A 14,109-nucleotide genomic window follows, 5' to 3' on the forward strand; every position below is an offset into this window, starting at 1 on the left:
TTAGGCCGGGCGACCCTGGGTGTTGCACACGCTGAGGTTGTTCACGCCCAGTGCGCCGGACTGGTTGGCGAACTGCAGGCGAACGGCGTTTTTCCAGGCTGAGCTCAACGGGATCAGCTTCTGCGCGATGATGGCCGCATCGTTGTTGGTGGTGGCGCCGTAATGACGGTTCAGGAAGGCGACGACGGCGGTGCCGTCTGCGGCGTCCTTGTAGCACTGACCGAAGATCAGGTTGGTGTAGGCAACGATGGAGTAGCCGGTGGCCGGGTTGGCCAGCACCGGGGCCCAGTTCTGCGGAATCGCGCGTGCGGCGGCGGTGGCCGGTGGCGCGGCGTTGGCCAGTGCAGTCTGCACGTTGCCGACGGTTGGCAGCAGGTTGTTGACGCGGGCGACCTTGGCGTTGTTGGTGGCATCCACGTCTTCAGGGCCTACATAGCCGATGGCGTCTTCGGTGCCGTACACCGAGGTCACGATATCGCCGCTCAGGGCAGCACCCTGGAACGTGGCAGGCTCTGCACCGACCTGAGCGGTGGTGAAGGTGCTGCTGACGCCGAACTGGGTCGGGCACTGGCTGTTCAGGTGACGGGTGAAGATCTCGGAGGTGCCGCTGCTGCCGCTGCGGTAGAACACCTTGATGGCCTTGTTCGGGTAGCTGGCGTCGATCTGGTTCCAGTTGCTGATCGAACCCGAGAAGATCCCGCACAGCTGGGCGCTGGTCAGGTTCAGGTCGTTGACGGCAGTGCCGTTGGCCAGCTTGAGGTTGTACGGGATGGTGACCGAGGTGGCTGCCGACGGAACCTGGATCAGCGGGCCCCACTTGTTGGCGACGTCGTTGCCGGCGCTGTTGTGGTCCAGGTTGTAGGTGTTGATTTCCGCATCGGAAAGGATCGAGTCGCTGCCTGCGAAATCGACGGTCACACCGGCGGGCTTGTTGATATCGGCGGCACGGTTGAACAGGAAAGCCGACTTGCCTTTACCGCTGCCAACACCGGTGTAGGTGTCGAAACCGGCGCCCAGTACGCCTGGGGTGGTGTACAGGCCTTGTGGCAGGGTGGCACCGCCACCGACAACCGCTGCCATCGATTGAGCCGAAGCCAGTGCGGCAACAGCCAGCGAGGCTGCGATCATAGTGCGCTTAAACATGAAGAAGCTCCTTTCGTCGTGTTCGTACGTTGAGGTGAGTCGCGCTTGCATGTCACGGTGGCGTGGCGCAGCGCCTTGATCCAGAGGGCTTGCTGGCCGATCCACGAGGCTTAGGTTGGCAGTGCGCGGTGACAGTCAGAGGAAAAAACATCGGGAGCTTGGCGGGTAATTTCTCGGGTGTTTCGGGTGGCCTCATCGCGGGTCAAGCCCGCTCCCACACAGGTCAGTGTGGGAGCGGGCTTGACCCGCGATGGCTTCACCACCGATGGGGCGGCCCCTCGAGGTCCCGGATTCCCCGGCAACCCACTCGGGTGTTGCCAACCCCCCAAAAAAAATCACTGCACCAGCTGGTTGATCTCGATGATCGGCAGCAGCACCGCCATCACGATCAGCAGCACCACCGCACCCATCACCACGATCATCAGCGGCTCCAGCAATGCGGTCATGCCCATCGCTCGGCGCTCGATGTCCTTGGCCAGGCTCTGCGCCGCGCGGTCGAGCATCGGCGGCAGGTTGCCGGTCTTCTCGCCGCTGGCGATCAGGTGGATCAGCAAGGGCGGGAACACCTTCTCCACCGCCAGCGCCGACGCCAGCCCCACGCCTTCGCGCACCCGCGCCGTGGCCTCGCTCACGCACTGGTCGAGGCGGTCGTTGGCCAGGGTCTGGCGCGCCGCCTCCAGGGCCCGCAGCAACGGCACCCCGGCACTGCCCAGAATCGCCAGGGTCGAGGCGAAGCGCGCGGTGTTCAGGCCCAGCACGAAGCGCCCCAGCAACGGCAGGCGCAGCACCCGGCTGTGCCAGGCCAGGCGTGCCGACGCGCCGCGCAGGTACACACGCCAGCCCCATGCCCCGGCCACCAGCACGATGAAACACAGCCAGCCCCAGGCCCGGATGAAGTCGCTGGCGTTGAGCATCGCCAGGGTCAGCCCCGGCAGGTCCTGGCGCGCCTGGGTGAAGGCGCTGACCACCTGCGGCACCACGTAGCTGAGCAGAAAGATCACGATGCCGATCGACACCAGCCCGACCACGCCGGGGTAGATGAGCGCGGTGAGGATCTTGCCGCGCAGGGTGTTGCGGTCTTCGATGTAGTCGGCCAGGCGCTCCATCACCTGGGCCAGGTCGCCGGACTCCTCCCCCGCCGCGATCAGTGCGCGGTAGATCTCGGGAAAGTCCCGCGGGCGCGCCGCCAGCGCGTCGGCCAGGCGCATGCCGCTGCGCACGTCGCCGCGCACCGCGCCCAGCACCTGGGCGATGTGCTTGCGTTCGGCCTGCTCCAGGGTAGCGCTCAGGGCGCCCTCCAGCGGCAGCCCGGCGGCCAGCAGGCTGGCCAGCTGGCGCGTGGTCCAGGCCAGGTCCGCATCCGACAGCTTGCTGGCGAACAACCCGCCGCCGGCACTGGCGGCAGGCTCCGGCTCGACCTGCAAGGCGCTCAGGCCCAGCCCGCGCAATTGCCCGATCACCGCCGCCGGGCTGTCGGCCTCCAGCTGGCCACGGCTGATGCGCCCCTGGGCATCGGCGGCTTCATAACGGTATCGGCTCATCAGGCGTCCCGGGTCACACGCAGGATTTCTTCCACGGCGGTACTGCCGCTGTCGACCCAGCGCTGGCCGTCCTCGCGCATGCTCAGCATGCCGGCCTGGCGCGCTGCGGCGCGCAGGGCCTGTTCGTCGGCGCCCTGGTGGATCAGGCCGCGAATCGGGTCATCGATGCAGAACAGCTCGTGGATCCCGGTACGCCCGCTGTAGCCGGTGTGGTTGCAGCTGGCGCAGCCATGGGGGCGAAACTGGCCGGGGGCATTCGGGTCGGGCTGACGGCAGTGCGGGCACAGCCGCCGTACCAGGCGCTGGGCCAGCACGCCGAGCAGCGCCGAGGCCAGCAGAAAGGGTTCCACGCCCATGTCGAGCAGGCGGTTGACCGCCGACACGGCGTCGTTGGTGTGCAGCGTGGCCAGCACCAGGTGCCCGGTGAGCGAGGCCTGCACCGCGATCTGCGCAGTCTCCAGGTCGCGGATCTCGCCGATCATGATGATGTCCGGGTCCTGGCGCAGGATCGCGCGCAGGGCCACGGCAAAGGTCATGTCGATGCGCGCATTCACCTGGATCTGGCTGATGCCCGGCAGGTCGTATTCCACCGGGTCCTCGACGGTGAGGATGTTGCTGACGCTGGCATCGAGCCGCGCCAGCGCCGCGTACAGGCTGGTGGTCTTGCCGCTGCCGGTGGGCCCGGTGACCAGCACGATGCCGTGCGGCTGGCGAATCAGCACGTCCAGGCGGGCCAGCAGCGCCGGGGCCATGCCCAGGGTTTCCAGTTGCAGACGCCCGGCCTGCTTGTCCAGCAGGCGCATCACCACCCGCTCGCCATGCCCGGTGGGCACGGTGGACACACGGATATCGATGGGCCGGCCAGCCACGCGCAGGGCGATGCGCCCGTCCTGGGGCAGGCGTTTTTCGGCGATGTCCAGTTGCGCCATGATCTTGATCCGCGACACCAGCGCCGCGTGCAGCGCCTTGCGCGGCGAGACCACGTCGCGCAGGGTGCCGTCGACCCGGTAGCGCACCACCGAGTGGGTCTCGAAGGGTTCGATGTGGATGTCGCTGGCCTCGTCGCCGGCAGCCTGGGTCAGCAGCGCGTTGATCATGCGGATCACCGGCGCGCCGTCCTGGGTGTCGAGCAGGTCGGTGATCTCGGGCATGTCCTGCATCAGGCGGTCGAGGTCGACATCGTTCTCGGCCGCGCCGACCGCCGCTGCGGCGCCGCCGTTGTCGCTGTAGGCGCTGGTCAGCAGGCGGTCGAGCTCGTCTTCGCTGACCTGCTCGGCGGCCTGCTCGCCGAACTGGCGGCGCACCTCGCCCAGCGCCCAGGCCGGGGTCGAGGGGCACAGGCGCAGCGGCGCGGCGTGCTCGCCGGCCAGCAGCACCACGCGCTGGGCCTTGGCCCAGGCGTACGGCAGGCGGCTCACCGGGCAACCCCGACTTCATCCAGCGGCACGGCGCGGATCGCCGCACGCGGGGTGCCGATGGCCGCGCCCGCGCGCGGTACGCCCTGCTCGGCGCTGGGCAGCAGCGGCATCTGCGCGTCCGGCAGCGCCCAGGAATGGGCCGGCTTGAGCCCGCCCTGCGCACGGCGGATGAAATCGTAGCGGTTGAGGGTGATGCTGCGCCCCACCTCGGCATCGCGAATGATGTAGGGGCGCAGGAACACCATCAGGTTGGTCTTGCTGGTGGCGCGGCGCTCGTTGCGAAACAGCACGCCCACCCCCGGCAGGCTGGAAAGAAACGGAATGCCGTCGTTGGCCTGGGTGTAGCCGTCCTGCAGCAGGCCGCCGAGCACCATGATCTGGCCGTCGTCGAGCAGGATGCTGGTGTCGATGGCACGCTTGTTGGTGACCGTGCCGGCGGCACTGGAGGCGCGTTCGTCGACGCTGCTGACCTCCTGGTAGATGTCGAGCTTGACCGTGCCGCCTTCGGAGATCTGCGGGCGCACGTTGAGCTTGAGCCCCACCTCTTCGCGCTGGATGGTCTGGAACGGGTTGTTGCTGGTGCCGCCGCCATCGGTGACGTACTGGCCGCTGACAAAGGGGATGGTCTGGCCGACGAAGATGCTCGCCGCCTCGTTGTCCAGGGTCAGCAGGTTGGGCGTGGACAGCACGTTGCTGCCGCCCTTGCTGGTCAGGGCGCGGGCCAGCACCTTGAGGTCGAGCACCTCGCCGATGCCGGGGATGTTCACCGTGCCGTCCACCACGCCCACGCTCAGGCCGGGGGGCAGCGCGTCGATGCTGTTCCTGGCACCGCGATTGAACCCGGCACCGCCCAGGTTGGCGCCGCCGAACACACCGTTCTTGCCCAGGTTGCCGGCCTGCCACTGGATGCCGAATTCGTTGGCGTCGTCTTCGCTGACCTCGACGATCAGGCTTTCGATCACCACCTGGGCGCGGCGCTGGTCGAGCAGGTCGATCACCTCCCGCAGGTTGCGGTACAGCGGGTCGGGTGCCGAAATCAGCAGGGTGTTGGTGGTGGCGTCGGCCTGGATGGTCACCCCGCCGGCGGAAAACGCGGTGTTCTGCTCGCTGCCCTGCGAACCGTTGCCATAGGCGTTGCCGGCCTGGCCGAGGCTGGCCCCGTAGGTGGCGGCTGGCGGGGTGGCGCTGGTGGTCTGCGCGGTGTTCGCCGCCGCGCCGCTGCCGTTCTGCTTGCCTGCCAGCAGGCCACCGCCACTGAGCCTGGCGCGGGCGTCGTCACCGCTGCTGCTGTCGCTCTCGCCGGTGAGCAGCCCGCGCAGGGCCTGGGCCAGCTTGCCGGCCTGGGCGTTGCGCAGGTACACCACGTGCAGGTTGCTGGGGTTGTTCTGTGCGTTGTCGAGCTTGTAGATCAGGTCGCGGGCCAGTTGCGTGCGCTCGGGGCTGCCGGCGCGGATCACCACGCTGTTGGAGCGTGGGTCGCCGATCACGCTGATCTTCTGGGTGGGGTCGTTGCCCTGGGTTTCGAGCAGCTCCGAGACCATGGCCGCGATGTCGCTGGCGATGCCGTTCTGGATCGCCACCACGTCGGTGTCGATGGCGCTGGGGATGTCGATGCTGTCGAGCAGCCGGGCCACACGCTCGAGGTTCTCGGCATAGTCGGTGACCACCACGGTGTTGTTGCCGGGGTAGGCGTTGATCGGGTTGTTGGGCGACACGATGGGGCGCAGCACCGGGATCACGTTGACCGCGTTCTCGTATTGCAGGCGGAAGGTGCGGGTGAGCATGCCGGTGCCGGCGTCCTTGCTGTTGATCGGCCCGCCCAGCAGCTTGGCGTCGGCCTCGGGCACCACCTGGCTGACCCCGCCCACGTCGACCACGCTGAAGCCCTGCATGCGCAAGGCCGCCAGCAGCATGGCGTAGGCACGTGGGGCCGGCACCTCGCCTTCGGACACCAGGGTCAGCTGGCCCTTGACCCGCGGGTCGACCAGAAACTGGCGCCCGGTGGCCCGCGACAGGGCGCGCACCACGGCCTGGATGTCGGCGTCGACGAAGTTCAGCTGCACCGGCTGGTCGCCCAGCGGGTTGCCCGGTGCGGCACTGGCGCTGCCATCGCTGTGGGGCCTGGCGCGGTGGGCGGGGGCACGCGGGGTCGGGCGCTGTGGCTCGACCCGCGCCTGCAGGCCGTGGCGTTCCAGGCTGGTCGGCCCGGGCTGCACGTTGGCCAGCGGTCGGCCCAGCTCGCTGCTGGCCAGTGGCTGCGCAGGCTGCTGGCTGCAACCGGCCAGGGCCAGTGCCAGTACCAGGGGAGCCAGGCCGGCCAGTCGGCGCGGCAGTTGGGTGCACATCATGACGATTCCTTAGCGCCTTGCGCCTGGTCCAAGCGAACGATTCCGGAGAACGACGCCGTGGCCGAGGGGTCGGCCAGCGGGTCGCGTTGCAGGCGGCTGTGCACCACCGTCAGGCCCAGTTGTGCGGGGGCCTGCAGCAGCCAGGCGGTGGCGGCCTCGGCGGGGGCCTGGACAAGATCGAGCAGCCAGCCGCCCTCCACCGCCTGAAGCTGGTAATGGCCGCTGAGCCCGGCGTGCTCCAGGCTCTGGCGCAGGGCCGGCGCCTGTTGCGCGGCGCCCGGCAGTGAGGGGGCGTGGGCAAGCAGGCCGTCGAGGGTCTGCGCCTGGCTGCGCAGCCTGGGCGTTTCGGCCTCCCAGTGGGCGATGCGCGCCAGTGCCGGCTGCACCAGCACCAGCCACCACAGCGTGGTGCCCAGCAGCAGTGCGGTCAGGGCCACGGCGCGGCGCTCGCGCGCACTCAGGCCGTGCCACCAGGGGCGCAGGCGGCGCAGGGGGTGCCGTGCCTTACTCAACATTGGCCACCTCCTCGCCCGTGGCGGTCGCCGGGCGCAGGGTCCAGCCGTGGTCGCTGCTGCTGGCCTCGATGCCCTGTGCCGCCAGCCGGGTTTGCCAGGCGTTGTCGGCCGGGGGCCGTGCGGCGCCGGGCAGTGGCTGCAGGTCGAGCACGCCGTCGTGGTAGGTCAGTTGCTCGACTGCGCCGGCCAGAAACGGCATGGCGCTGCCGGCGGCCTGTAGCAGGTGGTTGAAAGGTGCGACCGCGCCATTGTCGCCGGCGGCGAGCTGCTGGCGTACCTGTTGCAGCGGGTTGAGGATCACCTGCAACTGCGGGTAGGCAGCGCGTACCTGCTGGTGCATGTGCTGGCGCAGTTGCTGGCCGGTGTCGGCCAGCCGCGCGGCGTAGAGGTTCAGGCCCAGGGTCCAGATCATGGCGGCGCTGGCGCACAGGGCGAGTGCCCGTGGCCAGCCGTGCTGTGCGGCGCCAGGGGCGCGCAGGCCGCTGTGCAGGCTCGCCACCGGGCATGCGCCGGCCCTTGCCGGGGTCGGGTACAGGCCCCGGGGTTTGAGGCCGGCATTCGACAGCCACTGCGCCAGGCCCTGCAATGCCGCCTGCCCCAGCCATGCCACCGCCACCTTCCCGTCCGCTGCCCGTGGCCCGTGGGCGATATGCACGGCGCGCACATCGCCCAGTATCAGGCCCTGCGCCGCGCACTGCACCGCCGCCCCCAGGCGCGCCGCCGGCAACGGCGGCAGTACCAGCTCGGTGCACAGGCTGTCGTCCGGGTGCAGCCACGCCAGTACCTCGCGGCCGCGCGCCAGGCTCTTGAGCTGCGCCTGCGCCGCCTCGCCCTCGGCCTCGGTCCGGCCCTGGCGGTCCAGTTGCCGATAGCCGACCCGCGCCCCGCCCTCAAGCGCCGCGAGCCGCGGCAATGCCATGTGCAGTTGTGCCTTCATGCGCCCACCCGTGCCCATACAACCTGTGCCAGGGGCGCCTGCCCGCGCAGCAGCAGCGCCTCCAGGCGCACCTCGCGCGAGCCGCTGCGGGCCACGCCGTGCAGGCGAAACCAGTCGCTGGTAATGCCCACCGGCACGCTTTCGAGCACCACGTGGGGCATCTGCAGGCGGTTGACGAAATCCCCGCGGTTGACGAACCAGCGCCCGCCGTCGCGCTCGGCGATCAGCTGGCGCGCCTTGTCTACGCTCAAGCCCGGCACCTGCGCCGCCAGCACCTCGGCCGACGCGGTGTTGCCATTGATCCAGGTGTTGGCCGGCAGCACCGTGGCCACTCGGCGCAGGCGCGCCAGCCCTTCGGCATCCAGCCCCGGCACGGCCAGCTGGTCGAGGCTGCGCAGCATCGGCCGGCGTGCCGGCACCGGGCGCGAGGCGGCACCCGGCGAGGTTGCGCGGCCACTGTCGAAGCCGTGCACCGCCTCGGCCACGGGCGCCTGCCGGCGCGGGTAGCCGTCGATCACCCGCGCCGCGATCGCCTGCGCCACCGGCGCGGCCAGGCCGATCAGTGCACACAGGCGCTCGAAGGTGGCCAGGGCCTGCGCGTCGGGTTGCTCCTCGACCACCAGGTTGCGCAGGTTGAACTTGCCCTGCTCGTCTTCCAGCCGGCCCTGAAACACCGCGCCGTGCTCGCCCACCGGCAGGCCGGCGATGGGGCGCGCCCAGCCCTGGTCGAGGCGTACCAGCGGGTCGACGCGGCGCTGCTCGGCCAGTACCTCACGGCTCCAGGCCAGGCCCGCCTGCAGCACGCCCTGCCCCTGGGCACGCTGCTGCAGGCTTTCCAGCTCACGGGTGAATACGCTCTGGCGGCTGATCATGCCCGCTGCGATCACCGCCACCACGGCGGCTATCAGCAAGGCACTGATGATCGCCATTCCGCGTTGCTGCGCGGACGGTCTCATCACGGCGCCTACAGCTGCCAGGAGCCGATATCGGCGTTCACGCCGTCGCCGTCAGGCTCGCCATCGGCGCCCAGCGAGAACACGTCGATCTCGCCGTTGGCACCGGGGTTGAGGTAGTGGTAGGGGCGGCCCCAGGGGTCGTTGGGCAGGCGCTCCAGGTAGGCGCGCCAGGTGCCGGGCTTGGCCGAGGCGGGTTTTTCCACCAGTACCTTGAGGCCCTGGGCGGCGCTGGGGTAGCTGCCGTTGTCCAGGCGGTAGAGCTTGAGCGCCTGCATCAGCCCGGCGATGTCCTGGCGGGCGGCGGTGGCACGCGCCTGGTCGGGGCGGTCGAGCACCTTGGGCACCACCATCGCTGCCAGGATCCCGAGGATGACCACCACCACCATGATCTCGATCAGGGTGAAACCGCGTTGGCGACGGGGGGCAGAACGGCGTGGGCAGATAAGCGACATCTCGGCATTCCTTGGCGGGATTCGGGGGCCGATTGTGGCAAGGGCATATGTCAGTGGTATTGAAAATCCTCGGGAGTTCCGGTCGCCAATCGGTCAGACAGACCCCCTAGGATGCAGCTTTGCCCACACCGAGATGCCCATGCGCAGACGCCGCCCGCAACAGGCCGGTTTTACCCTGATCGAAGTGCTGGTGGCGCTGGCCATCGTGGCCGTGGCGATGGCCGCTGCAGTGCGCGCGGCCGGGCTGATGACCCAGGGCAATGGCCTGCTGCGCGACAAGTCGCTGGCCCTGCTCTCGGCCCAGGCGCGCCTTGCCGAACTGCGCCTGGAAGGCCAGGCAACCCCGGGCCTGCGCCGCTTGGAGTGCGACCAGGGGCGCCTGCGCCTGCGCTGCGAGCAGCAGGTCGACAGCCGCCCCGGTGGGCTGCTGCAGGTGCGCCTGGAGGTGTTCGAGCGTGACCGTGAAGGCCCGCCGCTGGCGCGCCTGGAGAGCTGGCTGGGCCAGGCGCCTAGGGGCGAATGAGGCGCGGCAGCGCGGGGCCTTCGGGCAGTCGGGCGATGCCGATGCGGCTGCGCTCCCCCGCGCGCTCGATCACCAGCGCATCGGCTTCTATGGCCACCAGTTGCACCCCCTGCGTCAGTTGCTCGCCCACCCGCACGGCCTGTGGCGCGCCGCCGTTGAGCGAAACGATGGCCACCGCACCGGCACTGCCGGCCAGCAGCCCGCTGAGGCTGATGTCGACCTGCGCCGGCAGGTTGGCGAACCACTGTCCGGCGGCGGCCGGGGGTGCCGATAGGGTCTGCTCCATGGCAGCCGGCACTGGTTGGGGGGTGGGCGTCCAGAGCAACGTGCCCCAGGTCGCGAGCCCGGCCAGCGCCGCGAGCAGCGCCGCGCCCTGGACCAGTTGCGGGGCAGCCACGGGTTTGAATGCTAGTGCCATGGGGAACGGTCTCCGTGTGGTTCCTGGCCCGAGCATACGCGCCGATTCTCACGCTTTTGTTTCACACGACGATCATCTTCGCCGTGCACGCTGTCACCAGCCAAGGAGGCATCGCCCCATGCAACGCAGCCATCCACAACAGGGCTTTACCCTGATCGAACTGATGGTGGTGCTGGTGATCGTCGGCATCGCCAGCGCCGCCATCAGCCTGAACATCCGCCCCGACCCGGCCAGGGCCTTGCGCGAAGACGCCGAGCGCCTGGCGCAATTGCTGCTGGTGGCCCAGAGCGAGGTGCAGGCCGATGGCCGCGCCCTGGTCTGGCAGGCCGACCGCGACGGCTACCGTTTTGTGCGGGCCGGCGCGGCGCTGGACAGCGACCCGCTGCTGCGCCCGCGCCCCTGGCAGGCCGCGCCGGTGACGGTGCAGCGCACCCCGCAGCGGGCCGTGCGCATCGACCCGGAATGGATCGGCGAGCCGCTGACCCTGCGCCTGGTCAGCGGCCAGCAGCAGATCGAAGTGCGCCGCGATGCCGCCGGCCGCGTCGAGGTGCACCAGCCATGAGGCGCCACCCGCAAGGCGGGTTCACCCTGATCGAGGTGATGGTGGCGATCCTGTTGATGGCCATTGTCAGCCTGGTGGCCTGGCGCGGGCTGGACAGCGTCAGCCGCGCCGACCGCCACGTCAAGGACAGCACCGAACAGGCCCGCGCCCTGCTGCGGGTGTTCAACCAGCTGGAGCGCGACCTGGCGTTGCGTGCCAGCAGCGAACTGGCCGAGCCGGTGCTGGCGGGCATGGACCCGCCCAGCGAAAAACCGCTGCCTGCGGTGCGGGTGCAGGCCAGCGACGGGCGCCCGGCGCGCCTGGAGCTGATTCGCAGCAGCGCCGCCGACGACGGCCTGATGCGCGTGCGCTGGTGGTTGCAGGGTGGCACGCTGTACCGCGCCGCGGCGCCGGCACGCGATCGCTTCCCGCTACCGGCGCCTGCCGGCCGGGTGGCGGTACTGGAGGATGTGGCTGAATTCAACCTGCGGGTGTGGGAGCCGGGCAAGGGCTGGCGGCACCTGACCGGCGAGGCCCGGGACAATCCGCCGGGGCTCGAGATCGAACTGCTGCGCCAGAGCGCCCAGGGCCCGCAGCGTTACCGCCAGGTACTGGGGCCGCTCAACTGAGCAGCACCACGCCACCGGGCAGTTCGGTGCAGCGTGCGCCGTAGGCGTCGCGGATCAGCTGCGCCACCCCTGGCAGCTGCGCCAGGCTGAAGCGCGCCTGCACCTTGCGTCGCCCCAGGCTGGGGTTGAGCAGCACCAGCATGCCGGGGCGGTAGCGGTTGATTTCGTCGATCACCTGGCTCAGCGGCGCGTCATGGAACACCAGCCGCTGCTCGCGCCAGGCCATTACCTGTTCGGCATCGAACGGCTGCGCGCTGCCGGCGCTGCGGGCGTCGTAACGCAGCTGCTGGCCGGCGGGCACGGGCAAGCTGCGGCCCTGCCAGAGAATCTGCACCTGGCCCTGCAGGCAGGTGACGCACACGGCCGAATCGGTGTGGCGCACATTGAAGCGTCCGGCCTGGGCCGACACCCAGGCCTGCCCGGCCTGCACCTGTACCGGGGCCTGGGCCAGCACCTCGACCTCGCCTTCGAGCAGGGCGATCGCTTCGCCGCTGCGGTTGATGCGGGTCTGGGTGTTGAGCTCCAGCGCGATGCCCTGGGTCAGGTCGATGCGCCGCTGCTCGCCAACGCCGGTGTGAAAGTCTGCCGCTGGCGTGCCGAGCCCGTCCACCAGGTTGCTGCGCAGCAGCACGAAGGCTGCCGAGGCCGCCAGCGCGCCGCCCAGGAACGCGCGGCGCCCCAGGGTGCGCAGGGGCACCACGCGCTCGGCCTGGCGCGCCGCCGGCTCCAGCTGCTGCCACAGCTGGCGGGCCTGCTCGAAGGCCTGGGCGTGCGCCGGGCTCTGTGCGCACCACTGGCGCAGGGCGCGTGCGTCGGCGACGGTGGCGCGCCCGGAGGTAAGCAGCAGCAACCAGTCCTGGGCCTGGCTGTGCAGGCTGGGTTCAGCCGAAGTCTGGGGTGTCATGGTCTGAGGGGCCTGCATCAAAATGGCGCTGTGTATTGTTCAAGACGGTTTTCCCGCACCGGGACCGAACCGCTGGAACACTTTTCTTTCCAGCCGCGTGGCGCAGTAACCCAGTGCGGCCTTGAGCTCCTTCTCGACCATGCGCGTGGAGATGCCGAAGCGCTGGGCGATTTCCAGGTGCGAGGCTTCCTCCAGGCGCGCGGCAATGAAGATACGCCGGCGCCGTGCCGGCAGTTCGTAGAGTGCGCCGAGCAGGCACTGGATTTCCTGCTGGCCGCCGACAATGCGCGCCGGGTCCTGGTCTTCGGCCACCTGCAGCAGGTCTTCGACCTCGGCGCCGGTGAGCAGCCGGGCGTCGGCCTGGCGCCGGTCGGCGGCGATGTTCAGGGCCATGCGGTAGAGGTAGGCGTTGGGCTTGTGCAGCGCGTGGGTGGCCTGCATGCGGTCGACCCGCAGGTAGGTTTCCTGGAGCACGTCGCAGGCCAGGTCGTCCGAACCCAGGCGGCGTTTGAGGCGCACCTTGAACTCGTCGTAAGAGGTCAGGAACAACGTGACCAGAGGTGTATTCATACTGCCTAGCCTCCATGCGATTAAGGGCAGTCCATGCGTGTATCGGGCAACAGCAGCAGCGTCACCGGTTGCGCCAGCGCCGAGGGCGGTGGCCGCTCCAGGCGCAGGGCGCGCAGGCTTTCGACCAGCGCGCTGTCACGCCGGTGATCGCCGGTGGAGGCCAGCAGGCGGCTCTGGGCCAGCACCCCGCGGGCGTCGATCCATACCTGCACGGCGGCCCGGTAATGGCCTGGGCGTGCCAGCGCGCTGGCACACAGCGCCTGTTCCACGGCGCGTTGCAGCGTGCGCGCATAATTGCCGGCCGCGCCGCCCCCGCCTGTGGCACGCGGGTTAGGCGCGGCTGCCGGCAGTGCCACGCGCTGCACGGTGAAGGCCTCGGCGCCGCTGTAGCGGGCCATCAGCCCGGTGCCTTCGAGCAGCCTGCGCAGGCCGTCGCGGGCGCTGAACGCGCCGCTCAGCGGCATCGAGCGCTGGCGTGCGGTCAGCTCCCGGTCCACCAGCACCGCCATGCCGCTCTGCTGGCCGAAGGCGTGCAGCGCCTCGTCCAGTGGCTGGGCCGGTATGTCGAAACGGATCGGGCCTGCGCCGTGCACCGGCATCGCCAGCACGGCCAACAGCAGCACGGCGATTCTGGCAAGGCAGTGGCGCAAACCGGTGTCTCCCCCGAAAGTCGCCATCGTGGGGCCTGTGTATGAATCTGATGTGACAGCGGTAGGCAAAAAACCTTAACGATGTGGGAAGTCGCCTGGGGCTAGACTGGGGGAAACCGCTTCAGGGAGGGCATGGACATGGGCTGTCGAATCGCGGGGTTGTGGCTGGTTGCCGGTCTGCTGAGTGGCCTGTCGAGTGGCGTGGTGCAGGCGGGTCAGGACGAGGGTTGCATCGACGTGCAGGTGGGCCAGGCGCGGGCGCTGGCGTACGACTGCCTGACGCGCCAGTTGCAGAACGGCAACGGGCAGCGCGCGGCGCAGGCCAACCGCAAGGCGATGGAGGTGGATGTGAGCCGGCGCGCGCCGAACCAGCTGGGGTTGTTCAACCAGTCGGCCACGAGGCAGCGCATGGGCAATGCGTTCGGGGTGTCGGTGCGGCCGCAGCGGCCGGGGCCGTGATCGGCGCAGTTGCATTCCTGCAGGCCATGGTTCGTTGCAGCCAATGTAGGAGCCGGCGTTGCCGGCGAAGCGCCGCGCGGGCGGCGCTCGGTTTTGGGAGCACCG

16 protein-coding genes are annotated in these 14,109 nt (G+C 69.9%); 4 read left to right on the plus strand and 12 right to left on the minus strand.

What is annotated here, in order from left to right; all coding sequences use genetic code 11:
• From N0B28_RS15610 to gspG, 8 genes are all read right to left on the minus strand, one after another.
• A complete protein-coding gene (locus N0B28_RS15610) occupies positions 1 to 1,143 on the minus strand; it encodes a substrate-binding domain-containing protein (protein WP_275727342.1) in 1,143 nt (380 codons plus the stop codon).
• Positions 1,144 to 1,478: 335 nt separating this feature from the next.
• On the minus strand, positions 1,479 to 2,684 hold the full coding sequence (gene gspF / locus N0B28_RS15615; RefSeq protein WP_275727344.1) for a type II secretion system inner membrane protein GspF: 1,206 nt from the start codon (positions 2,682 to 2,684) through the stop codon (positions 1,479 to 1,481).
• Positions 2,684 to 4,102 carry a type II secretion system ATPase GspE gene (gspE, locus tag N0B28_RS15620; protein ID WP_043860340.1) on the minus strand — a complete coding sequence of 473 codons (1,419 nt, stop codon included), beginning with the start codon at positions 4,100 to 4,102 and terminating at the stop codon, positions 2,684 to 2,686. Before gspE ends, gspF begins: the two co-directional genes overlap by 1 nt.
• Positions 4,099 to 6,450 (minus strand): type II secretion system secretin GspD, encoded by a 2,352-nt coding sequence (gspD, locus tag N0B28_RS15625; RefSeq protein ID WP_275727348.1) that lies wholly within the window; start codon positions 6,448 to 6,450, stop codon positions 4,099 to 4,101. Before gspD ends, gspE begins: the two co-directional genes overlap by 4 nt.
• Positions 6,447 to 6,965, minus strand: coding sequence for a type II secretion system protein GspM (gene gspM, locus N0B28_RS15630; RefSeq protein WP_275727351.1), 519 nt, complete (start codon positions 6,963 to 6,965; stop codon positions 6,447 to 6,449). The genes gspD and gspM overlap by 4 nt, the downstream gene beginning before the upstream one ends.
• A complete protein-coding gene (gspL, locus tag N0B28_RS15635; RefSeq protein WP_275727354.1) occupies positions 6,955 to 7,902 on the minus strand; it encodes a type II secretion system protein GspL in 948 nt (315 codons plus the stop codon). Before gspL ends, gspM begins: the two co-directional genes overlap by 11 nt.
• Positions 7,899 to 8,858, minus strand: coding sequence for a type II secretion system minor pseudopilin GspK (gspK, locus tag N0B28_RS15640; protein WP_240619902.1), 960 nt, complete (start codon positions 8,856 to 8,858; stop codon positions 7,899 to 7,901). Before gspK ends, gspL begins: the two co-directional genes overlap by 4 nt.
• Before the next feature lie 8 nt (positions 8,859 to 8,866).
• Positions 8,867 to 9,310, minus strand: coding sequence for a type II secretion system major pseudopilin GspG (gene gspG, locus N0B28_RS15645; protein WP_275727360.1), 444 nt, complete (start codon positions 9,308 to 9,310; stop codon positions 8,867 to 8,869).
• Positions 9,311 to 9,449: 139 nt separating this feature from the next.
• On the opposite strand from gspG, the gene gspI reads away from it, so the two are divergent.
• Positions 9,450 to 9,833 (plus strand): type II secretion system minor pseudopilin GspI, encoded by a 384-nt coding sequence (gspI, locus tag N0B28_RS15650; RefSeq protein ID WP_043860346.1) that lies wholly within the window; start codon positions 9,450 to 9,452, stop codon positions 9,831 to 9,833.
• On the opposite strand, the gene N0B28_RS15655 is transcribed toward gspI, so the two are convergent.
• Positions 9,820 to 10,251, minus strand: a complete 432-nt coding sequence (locus tag N0B28_RS15655; protein ID WP_275727363.1) for a type II secretion system protein N — start codon at positions 10,249 to 10,251, stop codon at positions 9,820 to 9,822. The two genes, gspI and N0B28_RS15655, sit on opposite strands and share 14 nt — an antisense overlap.
• Positions 10,252 to 10,369: 118 nt before the next feature.
• Between N0B28_RS15655 and N0B28_RS15660 the strand changes: the two genes are divergently transcribed.
• Together N0B28_RS15660 and N0B28_RS15665 are read left to right on the plus strand one after the other, a co-directional pair.
• Positions 10,370 to 10,813 carry a GspH/FimT family pseudopilin gene (locus N0B28_RS15660; RefSeq protein WP_275727365.1) on the plus strand — a complete coding sequence of 148 codons (444 nt, stop codon included), beginning with the start codon at positions 10,370 to 10,372 and terminating at the stop codon, positions 10,811 to 10,813.
• Entirely contained in the window at positions 10,810 to 11,421 is a 612-nt protein-coding gene (locus N0B28_RS15665) for a prepilin-type N-terminal cleavage/methylation domain-containing protein (RefSeq protein WP_054916093.1), read from the plus strand. Before N0B28_RS15660 ends, N0B28_RS15665 begins: the two co-directional genes overlap by 4 nt.
• Here N0B28_RS15665 and N0B28_RS15670 read toward each other — a convergent pair.
• The 3 genes from N0B28_RS15670 to N0B28_RS15680 are packed head-to-tail and all read right to left on the minus strand — an operon-like array spanning position 11,414 to position 13,545.
• A complete protein-coding gene (locus N0B28_RS15670) occupies positions 11,414 to 12,325 on the minus strand; it encodes a DUF4880 domain-containing protein (RefSeq protein ID WP_196932333.1) in 912 nt (303 codons plus the stop codon). The genes N0B28_RS15665 and N0B28_RS15670 overlap by 8 nt on opposite strands.
• Before the next feature lie 39 nt (positions 12,326 to 12,364).
• A complete protein-coding gene (locus N0B28_RS15675) occupies positions 12,365 to 12,895 on the minus strand; it encodes a sigma-70 family RNA polymerase sigma factor (RefSeq protein WP_043860351.1) in 531 nt (176 codons plus the stop codon).
• A 20-nt stretch (positions 12,896 to 12,915) separates the two neighbouring features.
• Positions 12,916 to 13,545 carry an STN domain-containing protein gene (locus N0B28_RS15680; RefSeq protein WP_240619901.1) on the minus strand — a complete coding sequence of 210 codons (630 nt, stop codon included), beginning with the start codon at positions 13,543 to 13,545 and terminating at the stop codon, positions 12,916 to 12,918.
• A gap of 138 nt (positions 13,546 to 13,683) precedes the next feature.
• Here N0B28_RS15680 and N0B28_RS15685 point away from each other — a divergent pair, with 138 nt between their 5' ends.
• Positions 13,684 to 14,004: a hypothetical protein gene (locus tag N0B28_RS15685; protein WP_275727374.1), complete on the plus strand. Its 321-nt coding sequence runs from the start codon at positions 13,684 to 13,686 to the stop codon at positions 14,002 to 14,004.
• Positions 14,005 to 14,109: the final 105 nt, after the last annotated feature.

The sequence above is a fragment of the Pseudomonas sp. SD17-1 genome, from assembly GCF_029201585.1.
In the GTDB taxonomy this organism is placed as follows: Bacteria; Pseudomonadota; Gammaproteobacteria; order Pseudomonadales; family Pseudomonadaceae; genus Aquipseudomonas; species Aquipseudomonas palmensis.